Below are 25,493 nucleotides of genomic sequence, written 5' to 3' on the forward strand. Positions count from 1 at the left end.
CTCAAGGCAGTCTAGCCTGAGCCGCGGCCACCTCGTCATTGATCTGTGCGTGCAACGTGGCAGCCTTGCCGGCCAACGCAGCGCCCGCAGCGGCCTGGCCCGCCAGTGCAGCCTGCCGCCAGGCTGGCAGCAGCACGTCATGGATGCGCGCGAAGCGTTGCAGCAGCAAGTTGTCCTGGTCCTGCAGCAGCTGCCATTGGCCGGCTTCCAGGCGGCGCAGCGAGGCCAGCCGGCGAAGATGGTCCAGCCGGTGCGACAGCGCGGCCTGACCGGCGATATCCAGCGTCGTCAGCCGCGACGCAGCCAGTTCGGCCCAGCCGTCCAGCGCCGCGGCCGCCGCGGAATGCTCAATGATGGCCATGGCCCGCAGCTGCATGTGCTGCTGCAGGTGCTGGGCCTGCTCACGCGCCTGCAGGGCCAGTACGCCCAGCTGCGACTGCAGCGCGTGCCCTTCTGCTTCGCGAGCGACATCGCGCCCCAGCAGCCGCCCCCACCAGCCTTCCTGCTGCCGGATCTGCGCCGGGTTGCCGGCCTGCAGGGCCAGCGCGATGCGCGCAAGCGCAGCCACCAGGCGCTCGCCCGCATCCGGTGGCAACGGCGTTTCGCGCCGCGCCAGCGCCTGCAGCAACGGCGCACCATAGTCGGCCAGCGCAGCGACATCGACCGTATCCGGCAGCATCGGTGGCGGCAGTGGCACGCGCGTGGTCACGGCAGCGGCGGCGGCTTCGGCGTGGATGCCGGCATGCCATCGCCGTCTTCCGGTGGCAATGACTCGCCGTAGAAGTGGCGCATCAGCGCCTCATCCAGCGCCCGCTCCTCCGGCGTCGCGGCGCGGCGCACGCGCGCGCGCTGCGCCACCACAGCGCTCGGCGTGCCCCGCTCGACCTGCTGTCGCGCCCAGCCGGCGAACGCGGCCAGGGTCTGCGACACCTGCACCTGCTGCGCCTGCGATGCCGCCAGCAGCTCCACCAGCGGCGCCAGGCCCGTCTGCAGGTCTTCGGCCAGGGCCGTGGCCGGTACGCCGGGGGCTGCCGCGACCGGCGCCGGCGCAGCGGCCGGACGCGCCTCTGAAAGGCGATGCAGGGCCTCCAGCAGCGCCGGCCACGGCGCCGGGTCCGCAACGGCGATCGCTTCCGGCGCGGGCGGTGGCAGCTGCAGCGCGGTGGCGATATCGGCCAGCTGCGCCACCACGCGCCCGCCGACATCGCTGTCGTCGGCCCCCATGGCCTTGTTGCGCAGGAAGTCGCGCTTGATCTGTGCCCAGCGCTGCGCCTGCGTGTCATCCAGTACGCCGCGCAGTTCGGCCAGCTTCAACAGGTTCTCTTCGGCACCGGTGGTCAGCAGCTGCGCCTCGCCCAGATAGTGGTCGGAGATCAACTGCTGCAGTTCGTCCTCGTTCATCACCGGGGAGATCTTCTCGGCCAGCTTGTTCATGTTGCGGTAGCTGCCTTGCAGGCGGAACGGCGGCTCGGTGCGGTAGCGGTCGTCCTGTGCGGCGCTGGCGATGTACTGCTGGTTGACCCGGTAGACCACGTCACGCACACGCAGCATGCGCTGCAGGGTGGCGGTGATCTCGTTGATCTCCGCGCTGCTGTAGGCGTGGCTGAGGCCGTTGGTCGAGACCTCCTTGCCCATCGCGCGGTCGACCAGTACATACAGGTCGGCCATGTCGCGCGTGGCCAGCGGCGCCAGCACCGGATTGGAGGTCAGGCTGTTCTCGATGTAGCTGAGGGTGAAGGCGGCCTCCATGCCACCGAGCACGTCACCGAGGTTGTAGATGTCGGCACGGTTGGCCAGCATGTCCGGAATCATGAACACCTCGCCGGACTCGGTGTACGGGTTGCCGGCCATCACCACGCAGAACTTCTTGCCGCGCATGTCGTAGGTGCGGGTGCGACCGCGCCACACACCCTCGATACGGCGGGTGCCGTCGCACAGCGAGATGAACTTCTGCAGGAACTCGGGATGGGTGTGCTGGATGTCGTCCACATACAGCATGGTGTTGTTGCCCATTTCCAGCGCCAGGTTGAGCTTCTCCAGCTCCTGCCGCGAGGTCGCGTCCGGTGCCTGGGCCGGGTCCAGCGAGCGCACCTCGTGGCCCAGCGCCGGGCCGTTGATCTTCATGAAGACCAGGCCCAAGCGGTGCGCCACGTATTCCATCAGCGTGGTCTTGCCATAGCCCGGGGGCGAAATCATCATCAGCAGGCCCATCAGGTCGCTGCGCTTGTTCTCGCCGACCGTGCCCATCTGCTTGGCCAGGTTGTCACCGATCACGCCCAGGTAGACATCGTTGATCAGCTTGTTGCGTACGAACGAGGACAGCGGCCGCGCCTTGAACTCGGAAAGCCGCAGGGTCTCGCGCTCGCGACCGATGATGCCCTGGCGCAGCGCCTGGTAGGCATGGAACGCTGGCACGAAATGACGCAGGTGCTGCTGCAGGCGCGCGAGGAAATCATCCAGCGATACCACCAGCGCGCCATTGCTGATGCGTGCGTGTTCACCCAGCAGGCCATTGACCTCCGCCTGCAGTGCGGCATCGCTGGCACGGGTGCGCAACTGGCGCTGCACCAGCAGCAACGCGGCGGCTTCGTCGACATAGCCGGCATGCTGGGCATGCGCCGGCATCCGCGCCACTGCGCGCAGCCACTGCCCAGCCAATGACCAACGCGTAGCCAGTGGATCCTGGCCGCGCTGCAGGGCACGCTCGATCGCCTCACGCTGCCCCGCCTGTTCCAGCTGCTGGGCCAATGCCTCCAGCAGCGCCACCGCGTGGCGGCTGCTGCTGAACACCGGATCGCCCGCCGCCAGTTCTTCGCCCAGATAGGCGGCTGCAGCCTCCGCGGCATCGGCATCGAAGGGCAACGCGTGGGACTGCGCATACCCCAGCAGCGCCTCGGCCATTTCTGTGCGCAACGCCAGACGCCCTTCGTCGGACCCCAGCAGGCGTGCCAGCGCCTCGGCGCCCACCTGCCGCGCCGGCCATTGCGCCACCGCCTCGCGCCGCTGCTCGGCGGCCCAGAACAGCAACGCCAGCGCACGTATCCGTGGTGCATGGCGCAGGCTGCCAGCGGCCTGCTGCAAGGGCAGCAACGCACGCAGGATCAGCGCGGCATCATGGTCATGGATGCCACGCTCATAGCCTTCGCGATAGCGCGGCGCGGCGAACGCACGCACACGCTGATCCAGTGCTTCCGGATTGGCGACGTCGTGCTGCAGCGCAGCCAGATCGAGGCCATCGCGCCCCTCCTGCGCGGCCAGCAGCAGGCTGCCGGCCAGATACTCGCCGCGATACAGCGTGGGCGATTCCGAGTCGAGGGTGACCGACCAGAACGGCTTGAGTGCGTCCAGCTCCGGATCGTGCAGGGTCTCCAGGAAGTCGGTGCCGGTCAGATGGATGGCCAACGTATCGCCACGCGGCAACAGGGTCAGGTCCAGTGCCTGCGTATTGACGCTGAAGCGATGACGCGGGCCCAGCCGTACCACGTTGCCGCCGGCTTCGTACAGGTCACTGCGGTCGCGCAGCTGGCGCACCGCCTGGTCACGCACGCCCTTCAGCCGCGCCTCGATGTCGTCGGCCTTGACGTTGTCGTGCAGCGTACGCAGGCGCTCGGCCAGCTCACGCAGCTTGAGGATCAGCGGATCACCGGCAAAGAACGCGTTGAGCTCATCGGCGGTGGCGAAGCGCTCGGTGCGGCTGGCCAGGCCGTCGAGGATCCGATTGGCCGCATCCAGTACCGAACGCGCCTTGCGCTGGCGGTCATCCAGCAACGCCTGCTTGTGCGTTTCGAAGGCCTCGACCAGCTCTTCGCGCTTGCTCAGGATGTCGCCGAGGAACTGCTCGTGTTCGCCGAACTGGCTCTCCAGTTCCTCCAGCTGCACCAGCAGGCGCGACAAGTGCTCGTCGGCACGTTCGGGGTCGGTGGCCAGCGCCAGCGCGCTGGTGATCGACTGCGAGAACAGCGCGAACTGGGCGGCGAACTGCGCCACGGCCTCGGCCGAACCGAGTGACCTGCGGCGCTGGTCAGCACGCGCGCGCGCCTGGTTGAGGCGACCGTACAGCACCGAGATCGACTCGACCACGCGGGTGCGGGCAGTGGCATCGTCCACCTTCAGGCCGGCCATCAGCTCGGACAGCATGTCCAGGTCGGACGCCATGCCACGCAGGCCTTCCAACTGCTCGTCCAGCTGGCGCGCCGTCTGTGCCTGCTGCGCGGCATCATCCAGCGCCTGCAGGCGCGTGGCCAGCGGCGCCAGCGCTTCCTCGCCGGCGAGGAAGTCTCCGGTGGCGGCGCCAACACGGTCCTGTGCCTCCACCAGTTCGACGGTCATCGCCTCGATGCGCGCGGTGTCGATGTAGCGCAGCTCGCGGAGGGTCAGCAGCCGCCCGCGCAATGCGGTGATCGCGTTGAGGGCCTCGACGAAGGCCTGCACCTCGCTCCAGTTCTGCGGTTGCAGCCGGCCCAGCAGCGCCTTGTGCGCGGCCTCGGCCTCCCCCATCGCCTGCGCCGATTGCTGACGGATCGACTGCACCTTCTCGTACTCGTCCAGCACTGATTCGCCGGTCGCGCTGATCTGCCGCAGCAGCGCCTCGGCGCCATCGCAGGCCGCGTCACCCAGCCAGTGGTGCGCATCGAACAGGCGCCGCGTATCGGCCACCAGGCGCTGGTAGCGCTGTACCGACACGTCCTGGCCATCGATCTCGCGCGCCAGGTTGAACAGGTTGGAAATGCCGCGCACCAGCTCGGCGTTGCCGATGCGACCCATGAACGTGTTGCCGGGCGGCCGGTTGGCGGCGAACTCGTCACTGCTGAACGGCGTCTGCCAGACCTGCATCGGATGGATGCGGGTCGGTTCGCTGCCCTCGGCATGGAACAGCACCATGCGACCGTCCTGCATCAAGGCGTAGCCATGGCCGAACACCGGGTTCTGCAGCACGCGCTGGATGGTGTTGTAGACGAACAGCGCCGAGCGCCCGCCTTCGCGCTCGTAGAAGATGTACAGCACGTCCTCACCGTTTGGCGAACGGATGCTGCGCTTGAACTGCATGCCGGCCATCGATGCATCAAACGCCTTGTGCTCGCCGCCCTGCAGGTAATAGCCACCCGGGAAGATCACGCCATGGTCTTCGGGCAGCTGCACGCAGGCCTGCACGATCGCATCATTGCGCACGATGCTGCCGGTCAGCGTGTTGTAGATCAGGCCGCGCCATTCGGTCTCGCGGTACGGCAGCACCTTCAGCAATACCAGCGAGCCGACCCGGGCGAACTCGAACTGGGCGTCGTCCAGCGACTGCGTGCTGTCCTCCACGGGTTCGCTGTAGATGCCCTGCCCGGTTTCGGTGTTGTTTTCGACCTTGATGGTGAGGTCGCCGCCGGTGGTCTCCACGAACAGGGTGTCGAGGATGTTCAGGTGCGAATGGCGGCCGTTGACCGCCAGGTCGCGGGTCGCCCGGGTCCATTCGAAGTCGAACGGCGGCGGCAGTGCGATATCGCGCTCACCGCGCGCATCCAGGTAGGTCAGCTCGCCGTCGCGCGACAGCGCCCAGCGGAACACGCGCACGTCGCTGCTGCGCTCGCCGATCTGGAACGAGGCCAGCAGCTTGTCGCCGACCACGATCAGCTGCAGCAGGCGCGCGTGCTTGTAGTAGGCATACAGCTCGTTGAAATCGTGCACGAAGCCGGGCTGGTCGAGGAAGCTGCCCTTCAGTTCCAGCGCCGCGACGTCGTAGCCGTCGCTGCCCTCCACCAGCCGGTACAGGCCGAACACATCCTCGATGCGGGTCTGGGTCTTCAACCCGATGAACACGTTGTAGCCGAACAGCAGGCGGTCCGGGCCCACCTGCACGATGTCACGGCCGACGCAGTTGTTGTCGCTGCGGATGCGGAAGCGCCCGACCACCTCCAGGCGGCTGTCGCCGAACTCGGCCAGGCGCTGGCGGTTGAGTGTTTCGGCCAGGCCCTGCAGGCGCTGGCCCTGCTCGGCCAGGCGGCGGCGCAGGACTTCGTAGGCGCCGCCCTGGGCGACAGCCTGGTCGACGGTGCTGCCGCCGGCCTCCGGCGCAGTGGATTCGGCGGACGGATGGGTTTCAGACATCAGCAGGTTTCCGGCTCACGGGCGGACGGCCGCGGTTGCGGCCGGCGCGGGCGGGCGATGGCGGCGGCCATCGCCCGATGCATCAACGGGCGCTGTCGACCACGGTAGCCGACACGGTCGGTACCGCTTCGGCATCCTCGGCGATCTGGCGCGGCGCCGGTTCGGCCACGGCCACGCCCAGGTAGCGCTGCATCAGCTCCTGCACGATCGGGCTCTTGCCGGCGAAGCCTTCGATCGACTTGCCCAGCGACACCGCCTTGACCAGGTTCTCGAACATGCCGCCGTCGCCACCGACCAGGTCGATATCGGCGTTGCGCAGCGCGCTGGCGATGACATTGGCGTTCTCGCGCGAGACTTCCTTACCGGCTTCGATCGAGGCCAGCGCCTGCTTCAGGCTGTTGTCCAGCATCATGCGGAACTCTTCATGGCCACGTGCCTGGTCACTCAGCGAGGCGATGGCTTCGAACTTGCGCACCAGGCCCTCGGCCTCGGCCAGCAGCTTCTTCTGCACCACGCCGGCTTCGGCATTGCCCAGCGACTCGGTGGCGGTGGCACGGGCCAGGCCCATCTTTTCCTCACCCTGCGCCTGCGCCTGCAGGGTCTCGGCCAGAACGCGGGCTTCGTTGCTGCCCTGCTTCAGGCTGGCTTCGGCCTTGGCTTCGATCACGCGGGCCTCGGCAATGCCGACCTTCTCGATGGCCAGCGCCGAAGCTTCACGCACCTGCGCTTCGGCCAGGCCCGGCGCTGCCTGTTCGGCACGCAGGGCATCGGCCAACAGGCGCTTGGCTTCGGCCTGCTTGCCGGCCGCTTCATGCTCGGCCTGGGCCAGCGTGGTCAGTTCCACCGCGCGATGCTTTGACGCGGTCTCGCGCGCCTGCGCTTCCTTGACTTCGCGCACCAGCGCTTCCTGCGCCTTGGCCTCGGCTTCCAGGATCAGCACCTGCTTCTGGCGGTCGGCCTCGGAGACTTCGCGCACTTCCTTGATGCGCTCCTCTTCCTGCGCCACGGTCTTGTCGATGGAGATGCGTTCACGGGTGATGTTGGCCACGTCCATCTTGCCCTGCTCGACCACCTTGTCACGCTCCACGCCCTGCAGCTGCACTTCACGATCGGTGGTGACCTGCTCCAGCTGGCGTGCGCGCTCCACGCGCTCGGCCTCGATGGCCACGGCACGCTGGCGGTTCTGCTCGGCTACTTCCACTTCGCGCAGGCGGTTCTGGTCCCGGATCTCGATCAGCTGCTGCGCTTCGATACGGGCGTTCTCGGACAACTGGCGCTGCTCCTCCTGCACCTTGGCGGTCTCGGCCTCCTCGCGTGCGCGGATGGTCTCGATCTCACGCTTCTGCCGTGCTTCGGCTTCGGCCTGCTGGCGTTCCAGGGCCAGCAGCGCTTCGCGCGCTTCCACGTTCTTCTTGGTGATGGCGAGCTTCTCGTTCTGCTCCAGCTCGTTGGTCACCACATTCTGCGCGGCGGTCAATTCGGTGATCTTGCGAATGCCCTGCGCATCGAGAATGTTGAACTGGTCCAGCAGCGACTTCGGGGTCTGCTCCAGGTAGTCGATTGCCACGTCCTCAAGGACGTAGCCGTTCAGATCATTGCCGATCACCGCGATGATCTCGTCGCGGAACTCCTGGCGCTTCTCAAACAGTTCGGTGAAGTCGAACTTCTTGCCGACCGTCTTCAGTGCTTCGGAGAACTTGGCGTTGAACAGCTCGTCGACCGCATGCTTGTCCGATGCACGGTCGGCACCGATGGCCTTGGCCACGCGCAGCACGTCGGCCTGGGTCTCGTTGACCCGCAGGTAGAACGCCACGGCGATATCGGCACGCATGTTGTCGCGGCAGATCAGGCCTTCCTTGCCGCGGCGGTCGATCTGCAGCGTGATCAGGCTGATCCGCATCAGCTCGGCGCGGTACAGCACCGGGATGATCAGCGCACCGGTGAAGTGCACCTTGGGCGTGGAGCTCATGTCGTTGACGATCAGGGCCACGCCCTGGTCGACCTTGCGGTAGAAGGCCTTGAACAGGCCGGCCAGGCCGAGCAGTGCGACCAGCAGCACGGCTACGCCGATCAGGAAGGGGGCCATGGTTGCCAACGTCATCAGTGATTCTCCTTGTTGCCCGGAAGCAGGTTGTCCTGGAAGTCGAGGGCGACCGCGTCGGCGCGGACCACCCGGTAATGGTGTTGATCAGCCACGTGTTCGACCAGCACGATGCGCTCGCCACGCTGCAGTTCGATCTCGCTGCGCACCTGCAGCACCAGTCCGGCGCCGCCATCGTCGAAGGTGGCGTGACCGCCGCGGGCATCCACCTTCGGCGAGGCAACCACGCCGGTACGCCCCAGCAGCGAGGCCTGCGCCACCGGGCGCAGGCGCAGCAGGAACCTGCGGACGGGGCGCAGCAGCAGCGCGGTGAACGGAACCGCCGGCAACGGCGCCAGAAGGGCCACGACCGCACCGATCGCCCAGCGCAGCAGGTCCGGCAGCGGCAACAGCACGAACAGATGGACGAAATAGGTGACGATCCAGGCGAAGAAACCCAGCAGCGTCACCACAAGCATGAGGGGAACCCCACCCAGGCCCCAGCGCGCCAGCAGCGCGGACAGTCCCTGCAGATCATGTGGGTCGCCATGCAGCGCCCCATCGGCGCCGGCATCGCCAAACCCGTCGTCGACCAGGCCGAAGGCCGCCAGTGCCCAATACAGCACCGCCACCGCCAGCACGATGCTGTACGGCAGGGTCGGGAAACCGAACACGACGGTGAGGAACTCCTGCATCGCTTGCCTTCCTGGGCTGTGGGCGGCGGCGGCCCGTTCGGGGCGCGCCATGCACGTCCCGTCGATCCCCGCGCCGACCCTCATGGCAGGCGCGCTTGGGTCCATCCTATGTGAAGAATGCGTGCAGGCTCAAATCCAAGTCCAAATTACGGCAAATAGTGACGCCAATCACTCAAGAACCGTGCAATCGGCGCGGCGCACTTCCTCGACGAAAGTACGCATCCTGTAGCCGTCCTTGATGCCCGGCTCCAGTTCGATGCCGCTGGAGACATCCACGCCCCACGGCAGGGTGGCCAGCACGGCGTCGTAGACGTTTTCCGGATTCAGGCCACCGGCCAGCAGGAACGGCCGGTGCAGGCCGGTCGGAATGCGGCCCCAGTCGAAGGCCACGCCGGTGCCGCCACCGCCGCCCGGGGCATGGCTGTCGAACAGGAAGCCGGCGGCGCTGGGATAGCGCAGCTGCAGGGTGCGGGCGTTGATCTCTTCACGCCCGCCCATGGCGATCGCCTTCAGGTAGGGCATGTTGAAGCTGCGGCAGAAGCCCTCGTCTTCCTCGCCGTGGAACTGCAGCAGGGTCGGCCGTACCGTGCGCAGCACCTCGCGCACCTCTTCCTTGCTGTTGTTGCGGAACAGCGCCACCACGTCGACCATGGGCGCGATCGCCTGGCGCATCGCGCGCGCTTCGGCCGGAGCGACCCGGCGGCTGCTTTCACGGGCAAAGATGAAACCCACCGCGTCCACGCCCAGCTCACCGGCCAGGCGGACGTCGCCGGCCCGGGTCATGCCACAGAACTTGATGCGTGTGCGGTAGTAGGAGCGGCTCATAGCGTGACCTCGGCGGGCAGGTGCCAGTTGTCGGGGTACAGGGGCCCAAGGAACACCAGGCCCTGCGGCGGTGCGGTGGGACCGGCTACGGTGCGATCGCGCCCGGCCAGCAGTTCGGCGATCCATTCCACCGGCTTCTCGCCACTGCCCACCAGGATCAGCGATCCGACGATATTGCGGACCATGTGATGAAGGAATGCATTGCCCTGCACGGCGACCTCGATCACCTCGCCCTGGCGGCTGACCTGCAGTGACTGCAGCTCACGCCGGGCGTGCAGCGCCTGGCACTGCACCGAACGGAACGCGCTGAAATCGTTCTCGCCGAGCAGGGCCTGGCCGGCGGCGTGCATCAGGGTCTCGTCCAGCGCGCGGCGCTCCCAGCTCAAGGTCTGCCGGTCCAGCGCGGGCCGCACTTCGCGGTTGAGCAGGCGGTAGCGGTAGCGGCGTGCGCGTGCGGAGAAACGCGCGTGGAAATCCTCGGCCACCGGCACGCACCAGCGCACTGCGATCGAGCGCGGCAGGCGGGTGGTAGTGCCCAGCATCCACGCGCGCGGATCGCGCACCACGTCGGTATCGAAATGCACGACCTGGCACTGACCGTGCACGCCGGCATCGGTGCGGCCGGCACAGACCACCTGCAGCGGCGAATCGGCCACCGACGACAGGGCCTGCTCAAGGCTGGCCTGCACGCTCGGGCCGCCCTCGCCGAGGTTCTGCCAGCCCCTGAAATCGCTGCCGTCGTACTCGACGCCAAGCGCGTAACGCATGTGCTACCTCAGATGTTGCGGGAGGGGCGGCGCTCAGGCCGGATCGCGTTCGGACCACACCGCCAGTTCGTTGCCACCGGGCTCGACGAACTGGAAACGGCTGCCACCGGGGAAGGAAAACACCGGCCGCACGATCTCACCGCCAGCGTCAAGCACCGCCGCTTCGATCGGTGCCAGCTGGTCAGCGTACAGCACCAGCAGCGGGGCACCGGCATCGCTGGCACGCAGCGGCTGGCCGCGGAAGAAGCCGCCCTGCAGGCGGCCGTCGTCGAACGCGGTGTAGTCGCTGCCATAGTCTACGAACGACCAGCCGAACGCCTTCTCGAAGAAGGCGCGGCTGGCTGCAGGATCCGTGGAAGCGAATTCAACGTAGTCGATGCGGCGCTCGCGGCTCATGACGGGGTCCTTGTCGGCAGGGTCGATCACGGCAGGCGGGCCAGCAGTTCGCGGGCCTGGGCCTGGCAGTGCAGGTCGCCGCCCTCGGCCACTTCCTGCAGCAACGTACGCGCGGTCTGGGCATCGCCCAGGTCGAGGTAGGCGATGGCCAGCTCAAGGCGTTCCTGCCCGGCGCGCGGCGCCCAGCCGGCATCGCTGGCCGGCGCCGCAGTACCGTCTTCATGCGCCGCCGCGGCCAGCGCGTCATGCGGCGCTGCGCCTGAAGCCTCGCCGTCAGGGTGCTCGGCCGGCAGGTCGAACACGCCGCGGAACTGCGGCTGCTGTTCGGCGTGCAGCGCGTAGTCCGGCACTGCCACCTCGCCAGGGGCCGCCTGCGCGAGCAGCTCATCCTGCGCGGCGGCGGCCGGCGCGGAATCCTCCTGCGTGGCCACCGGCTCGTCCCAGCGCGGCAGGTCGGTCACTGCCTCGGGCAGCTCCATCACTTCGTCATCGCGCAGCGTCTGCGCCTGCCAGTCAGCCTGGGCGGCGACGTCGGCGACCGGTTCGGCAGCCGCGTCATCCTGCCCCCCGGTTTCGCTCGCCCAAGCCGGCATCGCCGGCTCCTGGCGGCCTGCTTCGGGCACCACCGACGACCACGAGGACTGCTCGGCCAGCGTATCCAGCGCCGCGCCCGCCGGTACCGCAGCGGCCAGGCCGGCGGCATCGTCTTCGTCGCGCAGCGGCGGCAGCGGCGATGGCTTGCGACGACGCAGCAGCCAGGCTGCACCGGCCGCCAGCAGCAGCACCGGCAGCCCCAGCCAGTACCACGGCGTTGCCGCATCGCGGGTATCCGGTACCTGTGCCAGGCGCTGCTGCGCGGCGGCCAGGTCGTTGTCCTTCATCGCGATCAGCGACTGCTGCTGTTCCTTGAGTTTTTCCAGGTCGGCGACGCGCTGCTTCAGCTCGCCAATCTCGGCATCGCGGGTCGCGATGTCCTCGCGTGCCTGGCGCAGTTGTTCGTTGCCCAGCATGTCACCCTCGCTGCCGGCTCCAGTGCCGGTGGTTGTGCCCGCGCGCGCGGCGTCGGAAGCCAGCGCAGGGGCGATTTCAAGTCGTGCCCCATTGGCCGCGGCCGGGGAAGAAGCGTTCGTGGTTGCCGCCGCGGCCACCGGGGCGACGGTACCCGCCGGTTGCGGCACGGTGCGCGCCTGCCGCCACTGCGCTGCATGCTCGCGCACCAGCGCTGCGGCCTCGGCGGCATCGACCGCCGCCAGTGCATCGCTGCCGGGCATGCGCAGTACGGCGCCTTGCTTGAGCAGGTTGACGTTGCCGCGGATGAAGGCCTCCGGGTTGGCCCGCAGCAGGGCGATCATCGCGCGGTCGCGGCTGACCTGGTTGCCGCGGGCCACCGCGCTGGCGATCTGCGACAGGGTCTGCCCACGCTGGACGATGACGCTGCCATCGGCTGCCTGCGCGGCAGCGGCGGGTGCATCCCCTGCACGCGGGCGAGCCGATGCAGGTGCCGGCGCTGCCGCAGTGGACGGCGCAGGTGCGCTTGCGCTCTCCGCAGCGGCCGGTGCCGGTGCAACGTCACGGACGATGGTGTTGGAGAGGGTACCGGCCGGCGCGACGATTTCCGGTTCGGCCACCGCCAGTGCGCTGGAGGGCGCATCGATCAGCGCCGAGTATTCGCGCACCAAGCGGCCCTGGCCCCAGTCGGCCTCGATCAGGAAGCTCAACGACGGGGTTTCGACCGGTGTCTGCGAGGTCACCCGCACCACCGCCCTGCCCTGCGCATTGCGGGTCAGTTCGAACTGCAGCTCGCTGACCAGCCCGGCCGGCCGCTGCAGGCCAACGCGTTCGAAGGTGACCGCAGAGGCCAGCGCGACGCGCAGGTTCTCCAGTTCGGATGGATCGGCCGAGACTACCGGGATTTCGGCCAGCAGGGGCTGGCCCGGCTTGGACAGGACACGGATGTCACCCAAGCCCAGGGCAAGCGCCGAACTGCTGGCCAGGGCCAGCAGCGCGGTGGAAAGATAGAGGAGCGGGCGCTTTGCGCCCCTGGCCCGTTTATTCATGGCGACACTATAAAGCGTGCGGACCGGGGTCCGCACCCATGTAGAGCCGAGCCCATGCTCGGCTGCATGGCCTGAGCCGAGCGTGGGCTCGGCTCTACAGAAAAGGCCGGGCATTGCCCGGCCTCTCCATCAACGCTGTTCGGCGGCGACCAGCTCGGCCAGCTGCACGGCGTTCAGGGCAGCGCCCTTGCGCACGTTGTCCGACACGATCCACAGGTTCAGGCCACGCGGGTGCGACAGGTCCTCGCGGATACGGCCGACATACACCGCATCGGTCCCCGAAGCATGGGTAACCGGAGTCGGATAGCCACCGGCCTCGTGACGATCCACCACTTCGATGCCCGGCGACTGCTCCAGCAGCGCGCGCGCTTCAGCGACGGTGACCTTGTCGCGGGTCTCGATCGCCACCGACTCGGAGTGGCCGTAGAACACCGGCACGCGCACCGCGGTCGGGTTCACCAGGATGCTGTCGTCACCGAGGATCTTGCGGGTCTCCCAGATCAGCTTCATCTCTTCCTTGGTGAAGCCATTGTCCTGGAAGTCATCGATGTGCGGGATCAGGTTGAAGGCGATCTGCACCGGGAAGCGCTGCGGATCGATCTCCTGGAAGCTGAGCAGCTGGCCGGTCTGCTTGCCCAGTTCCTCCATCGCCGAGCGGCCACCGCCGGACACCGACTGGTAGGTGGACACATTGATGCGCTCGATACCGTACTTGCGGTGCAGCGGCGCCAGCGCCACCAGCATCTGCATGGTCGAGCAGTTCGGGTTGGCGATGATGCCGCGCGGACGGTTGGCGACCTGTTCCGGGTTGACCTCGGACACCACCAGCGGCACGTCATCGTCGTAACGGAAGGCCGAGGAGTTGTCGATCACCACCGCACCGGCGGCGGCGAACTTCGGTGCGTATTCCTTGGACACGCTGCCGCCAGCCGAGAACAGCGCGATCTCGACACCGGTCGGATCGAAGGTGGCCAGGTCCTGGACCTTGACCTTCTGGCCGTTGAATTCGATCTCGCCACCGGCCGAACGCTCGGAGGCGAGGACGCTCAGGGTGCCGACCGGGAAATCACGCTCGGCCAGGATCGACAACATGGTCTCGCCAACGGCGCCGGTGGCACCGACGACGGCGACGTGGAAACTGCGCTGTGCATTGCTCATGGGGAACTCTCACGAAAACGGGAATGGGGGAAAACACGCACGACAGCTGGGTTCGGGGAACCTCCTCAAGCGGGGCGCGCGGAGGTTCCCTATCGTTTCCCGGTTTTTTTGCCCAGCATCACGCGCGCGGCCATCGCCGCGTCAGCGTTGATCGCGCTCGGCATGCGCGACGGGCCACCATCCAGGCCGAGCCCGGCAGCCAGATTATCCACGGCCAGCTGCACCATCGCCGTGCGCGTGCCCAGCGAGGCGCTGCCGATATGCGGCGTGAGCACCACGTTGCGCAGCGCCAGCAGCTCCGGGCGCACCTTCGGCTCGCCCTCGTACACATCCAGGCCGGCAGCCGCCAGGTGGCCGTTGGCCAGTGCGTCGGCCAGCGCCAGTTCGTCGACGATGCCGCCGCGGGCGATGTTCACCAGGGTTGCCGTCGGCTTCATCTTCGCCAGGGCAACCGCATCGATGATGTGATGCGAGGCCGGCGTGTAGGGCAGCACCGTTACCAGATGGTCGGACTGTGCCAGCAGTGTATCCAGGTCCACGTAGGTCGCGCGGAGCGACGCCTCGGTGTCGGCCGGCAACCGTGAACGGTTGTGGTACAGCACCTTCATGCCGAAACCGTGCGCGCCGCGGCGGGCGATGCCCTGGCCGATGCGGCCCATGCCAAGGATGCCCAGTGTGCTGCCATGGACATCCGCGCCCAGCATGGTCTGGAACGACCACTGCTGCCACTGCCCGTCACGCAGCCAGCGCTCGGACTCAGTGATCCGGCGCGCGGTTGCCATCAGCAGCGCGAAACCGAGATCGGCGGTGGTTTCGGTCAACACGTCCGGCGTGTTGCTGGCCAGGATGCCGGCGGCGCTGAGCGCGTCGACATCCAGGTTGTTGTAGCCGACGCCGACATTGGCGATCACCTGCAACTGCGTGGCATTGGCCACCTGGGCCGCACCGATGCGCTCGTTGAGGGTGATGATCGCGCCGTCGGCGCTGGCCAGCTGTGCAGCGATCTGGTCCGGCGACCAGGCGGTGACGGTGTCGGTGCTGCGCAGCTGCACGCGATCGCGCAGCGGCGCGATGGCCGCCTCGATCAGCGGCTGGCTCACCCACACGGTCGGCCGCGTGTCAGCCATCGATCTGCCCGGGAATGCGCGGGGTGATCGTGCCGACATCGCCGCACTGCGCGCGATGACGCAGCGCCTGATCCATCAGCACCAGCGCCACCATCGCTTCGGCGATGGGCGTGGCGCGGATGCCGACGCAGGGATCGTGGCGGCCGGTGGTGACCACCTCGACCACGTTGCCGTCCGTATCCAGCGACGGGCCCGGCAGGCGCAGGCTGGACGTCGGCTTCAGGGCGATCGACGCAACGACCGGCTGACCGGTGGAGATGCCACCGAGGATGCCGCCGGCATGGTTGCTGGCGAAGCCCTGCGGCGTCAGCAGGTCACGGTGTTCAGTGCCCTTCTGCGCGGCGCTGGCGAATCCGTCGCCGATCTCCACGCCCTTCACCGCATTGATGCTCATCAGCGCGGCGGCCAGTTCGCCATCAAGCTTGCCGTAGATCGGCTCGCCCCAGCCCGGCGGCACGTTGTCGGCGACCACGTCCACGCGCGCACCGACCGAGTCGCCAGACTTGCGCAGCGCATCCATGTACGCCTCCAGCTCGGGCACCTGTGCGGCGTGCGGCCAGAAGAACGGATTGTCTTCCACCGCCGACCAGTCGAAACCGGCCGGGGTGATGTCGCCCAGCTGCGACAGGTAGCCACGCACGGTCACGCCGAAACGCTCGGCCAGCCACTTCTTGGCGACCACGCCAGCGGCCACGCGCATGGTGGTCTCGCGTGCCGAGGAACGGCCACCGCCACGCGGATCGCGGATGCCGTACTTGTGCCAGTAACTGTAGTCGGCATGGCCCGGGCGGAACTGCTGGCCGATATTGGCGTAATCCTTGCTGCGCTGGTCGGTGTTACGGATCAGCAGCGCGATCGGGGTGCCGGTGGTCAGGCCCTCGTATACGCCGGACAGGATCTCGACCTCGTCGGCCTCGCGCCGCGCGGAAGTGTGCCGGCTCTTGCCGGTCGCACGGCGCTGCAGGTCGTGGGCGAATTCGGCCGCGTCCAGCGCCAGCCCCGGAGGGCAGCCATCGATCACGCAGCCGATGGCCGGCCCGTGCGACTCGCCGAACGTGGTGACGGTGAACAGCTTGCCGAACGAATTGGAGCTCACGGGCGCTGCGCCGCCAGTTCGGTGATGCGTGCGCTGTGGGCGATCAGCTCGCGGCATTCGACCGCAAAGATGCCCATCTGGCCAACCTTGAACTCGATCCAGGAAAAATCGACTTCCGGCAGCAGCTTGACCAGATGCTGTTCGGACTCACCCACTTCACAGATCAGCAGACCGTCTTCGCTCAGGTGCAGCGGGGCGTCGCGCAGGATCTTCAGCACCAGGTCCAGGCCATCGTCACCGGCACGCAGGCCCATTTCCGGCTCGTAGGAATATTCCTGCGGCAGGGCATCAGTCTCGTCGTTGGTGACGTACGGCGGGTTGGTGACGATCAGGTCGTAGTGGCGGCCGGTCAGACCATTGAACAGGTCCGACTTGATCAGGGTGACGTTGTGCGCCTGCAGGCGCTCCTTGTTCTCCTCGGCCAGCGACAGTGCGTCGTCACTCAGGTCGACGCCGTCCACTTCCCAGTTCGGGTAGTAGTGGCCCATGGCGATGGCGATGCAGCCCGAACCGGTGCAAAGATCCAGTGCACGGCTGACATCGCGGCCGGCCAGCCACGGTTCGAAACCACATTCGATCAGTTCGGCGATCGGCGAGCGCGGCACCAGCGCGCGCGCGTCACTCTTGAAGCTCAGGCCGGCGAACCAGGCCTCACCGGTCAGGTAGGCAGCGGGGATGCGTTCGTCGATGCGGCGCTGGAACAGCTCCAGCACGCGCAGCTTTTCGGCCTGCAGCAGGCGTGCCTGGCCGTAGGCCGGGCCGAGGTCGTGCGGCAGGTGCAGGCTGTGCAGCACCAGTTGGGTGGCCTCATCCAGCGCATTGTCGTAGCTGTGCCCGAAGGTCAGCCCGGCTTCGTTGAAACGGCTGGTGCCGTAGCGGATCAGATCGATGATCGTGTGGAGTTCGGCGGCCGTTTCAGCGGTCATGGCGGTACTGCGGGCAAATTGGCCCCCGATTATAGGGGCTGGCGCCCGCGGCAGCATCCGTTGCGACGGAAACGATCGGGCCGCAGCCGGTATGATGGAGCCCATTTCGCGCGGGAGCCCCCATGTTCAATCGCAATGCCGGCATCATCCTGCTGATCGCCCTGGCCGCGGGGCTCGGCCTGCTGGCCGCCCAGCAGGTGTTCGCGCCGAAGCCGCCTGCCAACGCCCCGGCCACCGAAGCGATCACCCTGTACCCGCAGCCGCGTGAACTGCCCGACTTCAACCTGGCCCAGTCCGACGGCACCCGCCTGATCCCGGGCGAACTGAAGGGCCACTGGACCCTGGTGTTCCTGGGCTTCACCTTCTGCCCGGACGTCTGCCCGACCACCCTGGCCGAGCTGGCCGGCGCGCAGAGCCAGTGGGAGGCCCTGCCCGATGGCCTGCGCCCGCGCGTGCTGTTCATCTCGGTCGACCCGGACCGCGACAGCGCCACCCGCCTGGGCGAGTACGTGCACGGCTTCCACAAGGACACCCTGGCCGCCACCGCCGATATCCCCTCGCTGGAGCGCTTCGCCACCTCGCTGGGCTTCGTGTTCCAGAAAGTGCCGGGCAAGCATTTCGACGAGAACGCCGAGGATTACACCGTCGAGCATTCGGCCAGCCTGGCCGTGCTCGACCCGCAGGGCCGCCTTGCCGGCCTGGTGCGCCCCCCGTTCAATGCGCCGGCGATCGCCCGCGACCTGCACAAGCTGACCGAGAAAACCGCCCCATGAGCCTCACCACCGCCCTGACGTACGCCCTGCCCCATCGCCTGCTGTCCTCGATGGCACGCTCGCTGGCGTACTCGGACGATCCGCGCGTGTCGCGCTGGCTGATCGACACCGTCACCCGCAAGTTCAACGTCAACCTGGACGAAGCGGCCAACCCGGACCCGCGCAGCTATGCGACCTTCAACCAGTTCTTCACCCGCGCGCTGAAGCCGGGCGCGCGCGTGGCCGATGCCGATCCGCGCAGCCTGGTGATGCCGGCCGACGGCCGCATCAGCCAGCTGGGGAAGATCGAGGCCGGCCGCATCTTCCAGGCCAAGGGCCAGTCGTTCACCGCCGCCGAGCTGCTGGGCAGCGACGAGGACGCCAAGCCGTACAACGACGGTCTGTACGCCACCGTGTACCTGTCGCCGCGCGACTACCACCGCGTGCACATGCCGTGGACCGGCACCCTGCGTGAAACCGTGCACGTGCCGGGCCGCCTGTTCAGTGTCGGTCCTGCGGCCGTCAACGGCGTACCGCGCCTGTTCGCACGCAACGAGCGCCTGGTCTGCCACTTCGACACCAGCTTCGGCCCGATGGTCAGCGTGATGGTCGGCGCGCTGCTGGTGTCCGGCGTGGAAACCGTGTGGAGCGGCGAGGAGATCCCGGCCTACGGCGATCGCATCACCCGCAAGGACTACCGCGGCAAGGGCATCAAGCTGGAGCGTTTCGCCGAGATGGCACGCTTCAATTACGGCTCGACCGTGGTAGTGCTGCTGCCGCCGGGCGTGGCCGAATTCGCCCCGCAGCTGGGCGCCGAAAGCCCGGTGCAGCTGGGCCAGGCCCTGGCAAAGCTGCGCTGACCGTAGATCCACGCGACGCATGGATGGATTCAACGGGATGCCGGCCAGCGGCCGGCACTACCGGGTCTGTAGAGCCGAGCCCATGCTCGGCTGCCGGCATGAACAGCCGAGCATGGGCTCGGCTCTACAGTCAGAAGCGGATTACTGCAGGACCGGGGCCGGGCCGACGTCCATGCCGTCGTAGTCTTCCACGCCGTGCTCCGCGGCCAGCGCCGCGAATTCCTGGTTGCGGCGGTCCAGCGAGGCTTCGTCGTGGATTTCCACGCGCTCCACGTGCAGCACGTGGAACGGCGCGTCGCCCTCTTCCGGTTCCTGCTCGAAGAGTTCCACGAAGGTGTAGCCCTGTGCCTGCAGGTGCTGGGCCAGCGCCTGCAGCGGCTCGGCACTGGCGTGGACGAAGAAATACCCCCACAGCAACGGGCCGTTGATGTCCCAGTCGGTGTTCTCGCGGAGGTTGGCGAACAGGTTGCGGGTGGCTTCGAGGTCCATACAAATTCCAGTGGTCTTGGGAATTACTTGTCGCAGCCCTGCAGCTTCAGCGTCTGGCCCTGGCGCAGGCTGTAGGCCGGAGCCTTCAGGCCGTTGGCGCGGGCCAGGGTCGGCAGGTCGCACTGGAACTTGGCGGCGATGGCGCCCAGGGTCTCCCCCCGGCCCACCTTGTGGCTGCGCGCCGGCTTCGACCGGGCGGCCGGCGCCGGGCGCGGTGCCGCCACTGCAGCCACCGGTGCGGTCGGCACGCTGGTGGATGCAGCCGCGTCGGCCACCGGCACCACGCCGCCCACCGCCACGCTAGCGGTATAGCTCGACGCGGCCGGGCGCTTGATCGCCGCGTTGAGATCAGCGGTGATCAGCGTGCGGGCGAGGTCGGCACGCGGACCACTGACACAATTTCGCTGGTACAGGCCGGCGATGCGGGTGGTGGCGTTGATCAGCGTACCGGCCGGAATCCAGCCATCGGCCTCATAGCGCGGGTTGAGGTTGCGCAACGCACGCATGTAGCCATCGCGGGTACCGTGACTGCCCAGGCAGATGGTCAATTCATAGATGGTGGTGGACTTGGCCAGCCGCAGCGTGGCCGGCTGCGCGCTGATCTTCGGGAACTCCACGCCGTACTGCTGCGGGTGCAGGAAGATCCAGGCCGCGGCGATCACCATCGGCACGTAGTCCTTGGTCTCGCCCGGGAACTGGTTGTAGACGCTGTCGGTCCAGAAGCTCTGCCCACCGCTCTGCTTGAACACGCGCGCAGCACGGCCTTCGCCACCGTTATAGGCGGCCACCGACATTTCCACGTTGTTGTTCAGTTCGCGCAGGCGCTCGTTGAGGTAGCTGGCGCTGGCCTCGGCGGCGCTGCGCGCGTCGAAGCGGGTATCGAAGCCGGTGCCGTCCGGGCCCAGGCCGAAACGGCGGCCAGTGGCTGGCATGAACTGCATCAGGCCGGCGGCGCCGGCGCGCGAGGAAGCATGCACACGGCCATTGGATTCCTTGGCCATGATCCCGAACAGCAGCGCCTCGGGCAGGCCGCGCTTTTCCCACTCCGGCCACATCACCGCGCGCAGGTTCTGGTAATTCTCGTAGCTGGTCAGCAGCGCCGGGCGCATGTCGGTCAGCCAGCGGCGGATGCCGGCCTGCACCGCCGGGTTGTACTCGACCATCGTGTCGAAGGCGTGCCGCTTGTCGTTCAGCAGCGCGGCAGCGCGCGCGGCCTCGGGCACGTCGGCGGTGAGCGGCCCGATGTGGTCCGGGTCGGCTTCCAGGCGGTCACCGCCCTCGTCGGCCACGTCATCGCTGGCGGCGGCATCGGCGTCGTGCTTGAGCAGCCGCTTGTAGCTGGCCAGCAGGGTCCCCATCTGGCAGCCCTTCTGCTTCACGCAGTCGTTGAGGACATCTTCCATGTCCTCCAGCGCGGCATCAGCCTCGTTGCTGCCCTTGGGATCGGCGTTGGCGACCAGCAGCAGGGCATCGCCGTAGCGCTTTTCGGCGGCGGTCATGCGCTGCTGCAGCGCATCCACCTTCACCTTGTCCCGGGCCGAAACCCGCTGTGCGTGGGCGTCGGGCGCCAGGGAAACCAGGCCGGCCAGGGCCAGCAGCGGCCAACCGCGGGAAATCAGGACAGGAACGGGCATTGATGGCACTGTGTGCAAAACAGGCAGGCAGAGTAGCGGCGCCGCCAAGGTCCGGGCAAGCCGACCTTCGGACCGTCACTGCCGGCGGTTAACATTGGGCTATTCATCACAAGGGCTGGACAATGGATCCGATTCTGCTCGGCAAAGGCATTACCGACGATATTGCCGTCACCCTGCTGCCGAAACTCGGCAACCGCCACGGTCTGGTGGCCGGCGCCACCGGTACCGGCAAGACCGTGACCCTGATGACCCTGGCCGAGGGCTTCTCGCGGCTGGGCGTGCCGGTGTTCCTGGCTGACGTGAAGGGCGATGTGTCCGGCCTGGCCGTGCCCGGCACCGGTGCCGAGAACCTGCTCAAGCGCGCGGCCGAGATCGGCGTGGCCGACTATGCGCCGGCCGCCAGCCCGACCATCTTCTGGGACCTGTACGGCAAGCTCGGCCACCCGGTACGCACCACCGTCAGTGAGATGGGCCCGACCCTGCTGTCGCGCATCCTCGAATTGAACGACACCCAGGCCGGGGTACTCGACATCGTATTCAAGCTGGCCGACGACCGCGGCCTGCTGCTGCTGGACATGGACGACCTGCGCGCCCTGCTCGGCCTGGTCGCCGAGGAGCGCAAGGACATCTCCACCGAGTATGGCCTGGTCAGCGCGCAGTCGATCGCCGCGATCCAGCGTTCGGTGCTGCGCCTGGCGCAGGACGGTGGCGAGAACTTCTTCGGCGAACCGGCGCTTGAACTGGCGGACATCATGCGGGTCAACCACGACGGCCGCGGCATGATCGGCATCCTCGCCGCCGACCAGCTGGTGCTCAAGCCCAAGCTCTATTCCACCTTCCTGCTGTGGCTGCTTTCGGAACTGTTCGAGCAGCTGCCGGAAGTGGGCGACCTGGACAAGCCGAAGCTGGTCTTCATCTTCGACGAGGCCCACCTGCTGTTCGATGATGCACCGCCGTCGCTGGTGCAGCGCATCGAGCAGGTGGTGCGCCTGATCCGTTCCAAGGGCGTGGGCGTTTACTTCTGCTCGCAGTTCCCCGACGACGTGCCGGGCAACATTCTCGGCCAGCTGGGCAATCGCGTTCAGCACGCGCTGCGCGCGTTCACCCCGCGCGACCAGAAGGCGGTGAAGACCGCCGCCGAGACGTTCGTGCCGAACCCCAAGCTGGACGTGGCCAAGGTATTGAGCCAGCTCGGCACCGGTGAGGCCCTGGTCTCCACGCTGCAGGACAAGGGCGTACCGATGCCGGTGCAGCAGACGATGATCGCGCCGCCGCGCTGCCGGATGGGACCGATCACCGAGGCCGAGCGCGCCCAGGTGCGTGCCGGCAGCCCGGTCGGCACCCGCTACGACACCGCGATCAACCGCGAATCGGCCGCCGAGTTGCTGGCCCAGCGCGCGCAGAAGACGGTCGAGCAGGCGCAGGCTCCCGCCGCCCGCAGCCGCGAGCAGGACGAAGCGCAGGAAGGCGGTTTCGGCCAGGCGATCAAGGATGCGATCTTCGGCACCAAGCGCCGCCAGGGCATGATCGAGACCATGGCCAAGCAGACCACGCGTACCGTCGGCACCAAGCTGGGCAACCAGATCGTGCGCGGCATCCTCGGTGGCATCTTCGGCGGCAAGCGCTGACCTGCCACTACTGGGGTCGGAGCCCTTTCCGCTGGAAAGGGCTCCGATCCCACTTCCCCATCGCTTCCCCTCGAAAAGAAGTCGTATTGCATGTCGCGTTGGCGTCCCCCCGCAGAAAAAAGCACGGCCCTGATCACCGCTTCCGGGCATGCGCGACTGAAGGCCGAACTGGATGAGCTATGGCGCGTGCGCCGTCCGGAGGTGGTGAAAGCACTCGCCGCCGCTGCCGCAGAAGGCGACCGTTCCGAGAACGCCGAGTACACCTACCGCAAGAAGCAACTGGGCGAGATCGACCGCCGCGTGCGCTACCTGACCAAGCGGCTGGAATCGCTGCGCGTGGTCGACACCACGCCGACCGACCCGTTGGCGGTGTTCTTCGGCGCATGGGTGGAACTGGAGAACGTGGACAGCGGCGACACCAGCCGCTACCGCATTGTCGGGCCGGATGAGACCGATGCGGGCCTGGGCTGGATCAGCATCGATTCCCCCCTGGCGCGTGCGCTGCTGAAAAAGCGGCTGGATGATGAGTTCTCGGTGGAGCTGCCTGGTGGGCAGTTCACCTTTGCGGTGATCGGGGTGGAGTACGAGCCTGTGTAGCGTCGAGCCATGCCCGACCTCGCCGCCGTTGTAGAGCCGAGCCCATGCTCGGCTGATGGGCAACGCTGCCGAGCATGGGCTCGGCTCTACAACGGTGGTGGGTACGTACGCCCTGCACGCAGCGGGCGGAAATAGTCGGCATTGCGATAGAAGGCGGAATCCTGGACGTCGTGCCAGCCTGGGATTCCAGCCAACGGCAGCGGACGCAGCTGCAGCGGATCGGTCACCGCCCTGCCCTCGGCAATGGCAGCGCTCACCACGTCGACACAGGCAGCATCGGCATCGCCCTGCACCACCACGCACTTGCCGACCAGCAATCGCCCCGGCAGCAGTGCCTGTTCCATCAGCGCATGCCCGAATACCACAGTGATGGCGATGTCACCGCTCTGCCAGTTCACCGGGTCAAACAACGCGGGCCAGTCGTGTGCATCCCAGGCAGCCAGCAGTGAGTCATCGCGCACACGCACGATCACGCCGGTTTCGTCGAACTGGGTCAAGGCGGCCTGCGCGCGGTTGCGCTGGCCGGGTGGCATCGCCTCGATATGCAGGCACTGCCGCACGTTGAGCGCTCGCTTCAGCTGCGGCTGTGAGGCCCACACCAGCGCATTGAACAGGTCGTGCCAGTTGCCGGCACGGGTGGCGATGCGTCCCTGCGCGATACGCTCCTCGTAATGCAAGCCATCGGCCAGCAGCGCGGCGTCCTGTTCAACCAGGCGCTTGCCAGGCACGGCCAGGCGTGCATCGAGCGCCGCGATGGACGGCCATGCGGTGCCGTCCAGCAGGTCACGGAAGTCCTGAAGCCCGGCAAACAGCGGGTGCTCGAACCGCCGTGCAGCTACCGCCGCACGTGGCGGCGGTACGAAGCGCCGTGAACCGCCGCCGTTGCCGGTGGCGGCCGTCGCTGCGATCACAGCACCTTGAGGTCGAACGCCGGACGGGGGGCGGCCGCCAGCGCGTCACCGTACAGGTCATGCTCGTCGCTCTCGGTGATCTCCACGTCGACGAATTCGCCCACGCGCAGCGGCACCTGGTCGGCATTCTGGATGTGCACCAGGCCGTCGATCTCCGGGGCATCGGCCTTGGAGCGGGCCACGGCGATGTCGCCTTCGATGGCGTCGACCAGGCACTGCTGCACGGTGCCGATCTTGGCTTCCAGGCGCGCGGCGGAAATCTGCGCCTGCTTCTCCATGAAACGGGCCAGGCGTTCCTGCTTCACCTCTTCCGGCACGGCGTCAGGCAGGTCGTTGGCGGTGGCACCCTCGACCGGCGAGTAAGCGAACGCACCGACGCGATCCAGCTGCGCTTCGTCAAGGAACGACAGCAGTTCCTCGAACTCGGCTTCGGTTTCGCCCGGGAAGCCGACGATGAAGGTCGAACGCACAGTGATGTCCGGCGCGATACGGCGCCAGTTCTGCACGCGCTCCAGGGTCTTCTCCACCGCGCCGGGGCGCTTCATCAGGCGCAGGATGCGCGGGCTGGCGTGCTGGAACGGGATATCCAGGTACGGCAGGATGCGGTTCTCGGCCATCAGCGGCACCACTTCGTCCACGTGCGGATACGGGTAGACGTAGTGCATGCGCACCCACGCATCCAGCTCCGACAGGCCTTCGCACAGCGCCTTCAAACGGGTCTGGTAGGCCTTGTCGCGCCACATCTTTTCTGCGTACTTCACGTCCACGCCGTAGGCCGAGGTGTCCTGCGAAACCACCAGCAGCTCGCGCACGCCGCCACGCACCAGGCGCTCGGCTTCACGCAGCACCTCGTCGACCGGGCGCGAAACCAGCTTGCCGCGCATCGACGGAATGATGCAGAAGCTGCATTTGTGGTTGCAGCCCTCGGAAATCTTCAGGTACGCGTAGTGCCGCGGGGTCAGCTTGATACCGTAGTCGGGCACCAGGTCCACGAACGGATCGTGCTTGGGCGGCAGTGCTTCATGCACCGCTTCCATCACGCTCTGGTAATCCTGCGGGCCGGACACCGCCAGCACGTTGGGGTACGCCTCGCGGATCTGCTCCGGGCGCTTGCCCAGGCAACCGGTGACGATCACCTTGCCGTTCTGGTTCATCGCCTCGCCGATCGCGTCCAGCGACTCGGTCACCGCAGAATCGATGAAGCCACAGGTGTTGACCACCACCACGTCGGCCGAATCGTAGGACGGGACGATGTCGTAGCCTTCCGAGCGGAGCTGGGTGAGGATGCGCTCGGAATCGACGAGGGCCTTCGGGCAGCCAAGGCTGACGAAGCCGACTTTGGGGTTCAGCTGGGACATGGAAATCGCGGGACTCTGGGGGCCTGGGCCCCTGCCGCCATGGC

Annotated in this window: 20 protein-coding genes; 4 read left to right on the forward strand and 16 right to left on the reverse strand. The window is 67.6% G+C overall.

The genetic code is table 11. From position 1 onward, the window contains the following. Window position 1 precedes the first annotated feature (1 nt). The 12 genes from RCF13_RS08380 to prmB all read right to left on the reverse strand — a co-directional run bounded on the left by RCF13_RS08380 (window position 2) and on the right by prmB (window position 17,220). The gene (locus RCF13_RS08380) at window positions 2-709 is read right to left on the reverse strand and encodes a hypothetical protein (RefSeq protein ID WP_231352226.1); all 708 of its coding nucleotides are present in this window, start codon (window positions 707-709) and stop codon (window positions 2-4) included. Then, window positions 706-6,093: a DNA repair ATPase gene (locus RCF13_RS08385; RefSeq protein ID WP_269217108.1), complete on the reverse strand. Its 5,388-nt coding sequence runs from the start codon at window positions 6,091-6,093 to the stop codon at window positions 706-708. The genes RCF13_RS08380 and RCF13_RS08385 overlap by 4 nt, the downstream gene beginning before the upstream one ends. 82 nt (window positions 6,094-6,175) lie before the next feature. Then, on the reverse strand, window positions 6,176-8,194 hold the full coding sequence (locus RCF13_RS08390) for a hypothetical protein (RefSeq protein ID WP_005417967.1): 2,019 nt from the start codon (window positions 8,192-8,194) through the stop codon (window positions 6,176-6,178). Next, a complete protein-coding gene (locus RCF13_RS08395) occupies window positions 8,194-8,868 on the reverse strand; it encodes a DUF1449 family protein (RefSeq protein ID WP_134969110.1) in 675 nt (224 codons plus the stop codon). Before RCF13_RS08395 ends, RCF13_RS08390 begins: the two co-directional genes overlap by 1 nt. A 168-nt stretch (window positions 8,869-9,036) precedes the next feature. Continuing rightward, a complete protein-coding gene (locus RCF13_RS08400; RefSeq protein WP_053500245.1) occupies window positions 9,037-9,693 on the reverse strand; it encodes a phosphoribosylanthranilate isomerase in 657 nt (218 codons plus the stop codon). After that, the gene (gene truA / locus RCF13_RS08405) at window positions 9,690-10,460 is read right to left on the reverse strand and encodes a tRNA pseudouridine(38-40) synthase TruA (RefSeq protein ID WP_049414719.1); all 771 of its coding nucleotides are present in this window, start codon (window positions 10,458-10,460) and stop codon (window positions 9,690-9,692) included. The genes RCF13_RS08400 and truA overlap by 4 nt, the downstream gene beginning before the upstream one ends. A 33-nt stretch (window positions 10,461-10,493) precedes the next feature. Further along, entirely contained in the window at window positions 10,494-10,856 is a 363-nt protein-coding gene (locus tag RCF13_RS08410; RefSeq protein WP_049414720.1) for a VOC family protein, read from the reverse strand. Window positions 10,857-10,882: 26 nt separating this feature from the next. Beyond that, window positions 10,883-12,913, reverse strand: a complete 2,031-nt coding sequence (locus tag RCF13_RS08415; protein ID WP_231352227.1) for a FimV/HubP family polar landmark protein — start codon at window positions 12,911-12,913, stop codon at window positions 10,883-10,885. A 129-nt stretch (window positions 12,914-13,042) separates the two neighbouring features. After that, entirely contained in the window at window positions 13,043-14,071 is a 1,029-nt protein-coding gene (locus RCF13_RS08420) for an aspartate-semialdehyde dehydrogenase (protein ID WP_019660602.1), read from the reverse strand. An 89-nt stretch (window positions 14,072-14,160) separates the two neighbouring features. Next, entirely contained in the window at window positions 14,161-15,198 is a 1,038-nt protein-coding gene (locus RCF13_RS08425) for a D-glycerate dehydrogenase (protein WP_061480025.1), read from the reverse strand. Next, window positions 15,191-16,294: a chorismate synthase gene (gene aroC, locus RCF13_RS08430; protein WP_061480026.1), complete on the reverse strand. Its 1,104-nt coding sequence runs from the start codon at window positions 16,292-16,294 to the stop codon at window positions 15,191-15,193. Before aroC ends, RCF13_RS08425 begins: the two co-directional genes overlap by 8 nt. Continuing rightward, the gene (prmB, locus tag RCF13_RS08435) at window positions 16,291-17,220 is read right to left on the reverse strand and encodes a 50S ribosomal protein L3 N(5)-glutamine methyltransferase (RefSeq protein WP_049414727.1); all 930 of its coding nucleotides are present in this window, start codon (window positions 17,218-17,220) and stop codon (window positions 16,291-16,293) included. Before prmB ends, aroC begins: the two co-directional genes overlap by 4 nt. Before the next feature lie 122 nt (window positions 17,221-17,342). Here prmB and RCF13_RS08440 point away from each other — a divergent pair, with 122 nt between their 5' ends. Both RCF13_RS08440 and asd read left to right on the forward strand, forming a co-directional pair. Beyond that, entirely contained in the window at window positions 17,343-17,993 is a 651-nt protein-coding gene (locus tag RCF13_RS08440) for an SCO family protein (RefSeq protein ID WP_134968071.1), read from the forward strand. Continuing rightward, the gene (gene asd / locus RCF13_RS08445; RefSeq protein ID WP_061480028.1) at window positions 17,990-18,832 is read left to right on the forward strand and encodes an archaetidylserine decarboxylase; all 843 of its coding nucleotides are present in this window, start codon (window positions 17,990-17,992) and stop codon (window positions 18,830-18,832) included. Before RCF13_RS08440 ends, asd begins: the two co-directional genes overlap by 4 nt. A 141-nt stretch (window positions 18,833-18,973) precedes the next feature. On the opposite strand, the gene RCF13_RS08450 is transcribed toward asd, so the two are convergent. Both RCF13_RS08450 and RCF13_RS08455 read right to left on the reverse strand, forming a co-directional pair. Further along, the gene (locus tag RCF13_RS08450; RefSeq protein ID WP_049414732.1) at window positions 18,974-19,321 is read right to left on the reverse strand and encodes a ribonuclease E inhibitor RraB; all 348 of its coding nucleotides are present in this window, start codon (window positions 19,319-19,321) and stop codon (window positions 18,974-18,976) included. Window positions 19,322-19,344: 23 nt separating this feature from the next. Then, window positions 19,345-20,955, reverse strand: coding sequence for a transglycosylase SLT domain-containing protein (locus RCF13_RS08455; protein WP_231352229.1), 1,611 nt, complete (start codon window positions 20,953-20,955; stop codon window positions 19,345-19,347). A gap of 122 nt (window positions 20,956-21,077) precedes the next feature. On the opposite strand from RCF13_RS08455, the gene RCF13_RS08460 reads away from it, so the two are divergent. Then, a complete protein-coding gene (locus RCF13_RS08460; RefSeq protein WP_134968070.1) occupies window positions 21,078-22,583 on the forward strand; it encodes a helicase HerA-like domain-containing protein in 1,506 nt (501 codons plus the stop codon). Window positions 22,584-22,673: 90 nt separating this feature from the next. Further along, window positions 22,674-23,180, forward strand: a complete 507-nt coding sequence (gene greB, locus RCF13_RS08465; RefSeq protein ID WP_005418006.1) for a transcription elongation factor GreB — start codon at window positions 22,674-22,676, stop codon at window positions 23,178-23,180. Between the two features lie 86 nt (window positions 23,181-23,266). Here the strand turns inward: greB and RCF13_RS08470 are convergent, their stop codons facing one another. Both RCF13_RS08470 and rimO read right to left on the reverse strand, forming a co-directional pair. Continuing rightward, window positions 23,267-24,091, reverse strand: coding sequence for a DUF3025 domain-containing protein (locus RCF13_RS08470; protein WP_134968069.1), 825 nt, complete (start codon window positions 24,089-24,091; stop codon window positions 23,267-23,269). Then, window positions 24,088-25,449 carry a 30S ribosomal protein S12 methylthiotransferase RimO gene (gene rimO, locus RCF13_RS08475; RefSeq protein WP_134968068.1) on the reverse strand — a complete coding sequence of 454 codons (1,362 nt, stop codon included), beginning with the start codon at window positions 25,447-25,449 and terminating at the stop codon, window positions 24,088-24,090. The genes RCF13_RS08470 and rimO overlap by 4 nt, the downstream gene beginning before the upstream one ends. Window positions 25,450-25,493: the final 44 nt, after the last annotated feature.

This window comes from Stenotrophomonas maltophilia group sp. RNC7, assembly GCF_030910085.1.
GTDB lineage: Bacteria > Pseudomonadota > Gammaproteobacteria > Xanthomonadales > Xanthomonadaceae > Stenotrophomonas > Stenotrophomonas sepilia.

What these genes read in the sequence shown, in the direction of transcription:
- RCF13_RS08400 (WP_053500245.1), bottom strand. Translation starts at nt 9,693, where the DNA reads ATGAGCCGCTCCTACTACCGCACACGCATCAAGTTCTGTGGCATGACC.
- RCF13_RS08425 (WP_061480025.1), bottom strand. Translation starts at nt 15,198, where the DNA reads ATGGCTGACACGCGGCCGACCGTGTGGGTGAGCCAGCCGCTGATCGAG.
- truA (WP_049414719.1), bottom strand. Translation starts at nt 10,460, where the DNA reads ATGCGTTACGCGCTTGGCGTCGAGTACGACGGCAGCGATTTCAGGGGC.
- greB (WP_005418006.1), top strand. Translation starts at nt 22,674, where the DNA reads ATGTCGCGTTGGCGTCCCCCCGCAGAAAAAAGCACGGCCCTGATCACC.
- RCF13_RS08390 (WP_005417967.1), bottom strand. Translation starts at nt 8,194, where the DNA reads ATGACGTTGGCAACCATGGCCCCCTTCCTGATCGGCGTAGCCGTGCTG.
- RCF13_RS08385 (WP_269217108.1), bottom strand. Translation starts at nt 6,093, where the DNA reads ATGTCTGAAACCCATCCGTCCGCCGAATCCACTGCGCCGGAGGCCGGC.
- RCF13_RS08420 (WP_019660602.1), bottom strand. Translation starts at nt 14,071, where the DNA reads ATGAGCAATGCACAGCGCAGTTTCCACGTCGCCGTCGTCGGTGCCACC.
- prmB (WP_049414727.1), bottom strand. Translation starts at nt 17,220, where the DNA reads ATGACCGCTGAAACGGCCGCCGAACTCCACACGATCATCGATCTGATC.
- asd (WP_061480028.1), top strand. Translation starts at nt 17,990, where the DNA reads ATGAGCCTCACCACCGCCCTGACGTACGCCCTGCCCCATCGCCTGCTG.
- RCF13_RS08410 (WP_049414720.1), bottom strand. Translation starts at nt 10,856, where the DNA reads ATGAGCCGCGAGCGCCGCATCGACTACGTTGAATTCGCTTCCACGGAT.
- RCF13_RS08415 (WP_231352227.1), bottom strand. Translation starts at nt 12,913, where the DNA reads ATGAATAAACGGGCCAGGGGCGCAAAGCGCCCGCTCCTCTATCTTTCC.
- RCF13_RS08455 (WP_231352229.1), bottom strand. Translation starts at nt 20,955, where the DNA reads ATGCCCGTTCCTGTCCTGATTTCCCGCGGTTGGCCGCTGCTGGCCCTG.
- RCF13_RS08460 (WP_134968070.1), top strand. Translation starts at nt 21,078, where the DNA reads ATGGATCCGATTCTGCTCGGCAAAGGCATTACCGACGATATTGCCGTC.
- RCF13_RS08450 (WP_049414732.1), bottom strand. Translation starts at nt 19,321, where the DNA reads ATGGACCTCGAAGCCACCCGCAACCTGTTCGCCAACCTCCGCGAGAAC.
- RCF13_RS08395 (WP_134969110.1), bottom strand. Translation starts at nt 8,868, where the DNA reads ATGCAGGAGTTCCTCACCGTCGTGTTCGGTTTCCCGACCCTGCCGTAC.
- rimO (WP_134968068.1), bottom strand. Translation starts at nt 25,449, where the DNA reads ATGTCCCAGCTGAACCCCAAAGTCGGCTTCGTCAGCCTTGGCTGCCCG.
- RCF13_RS08440 (WP_134968071.1), top strand. Translation starts at nt 17,343, where the DNA reads ATGTTCAATCGCAATGCCGGCATCATCCTGCTGATCGCCCTGGCCGCG.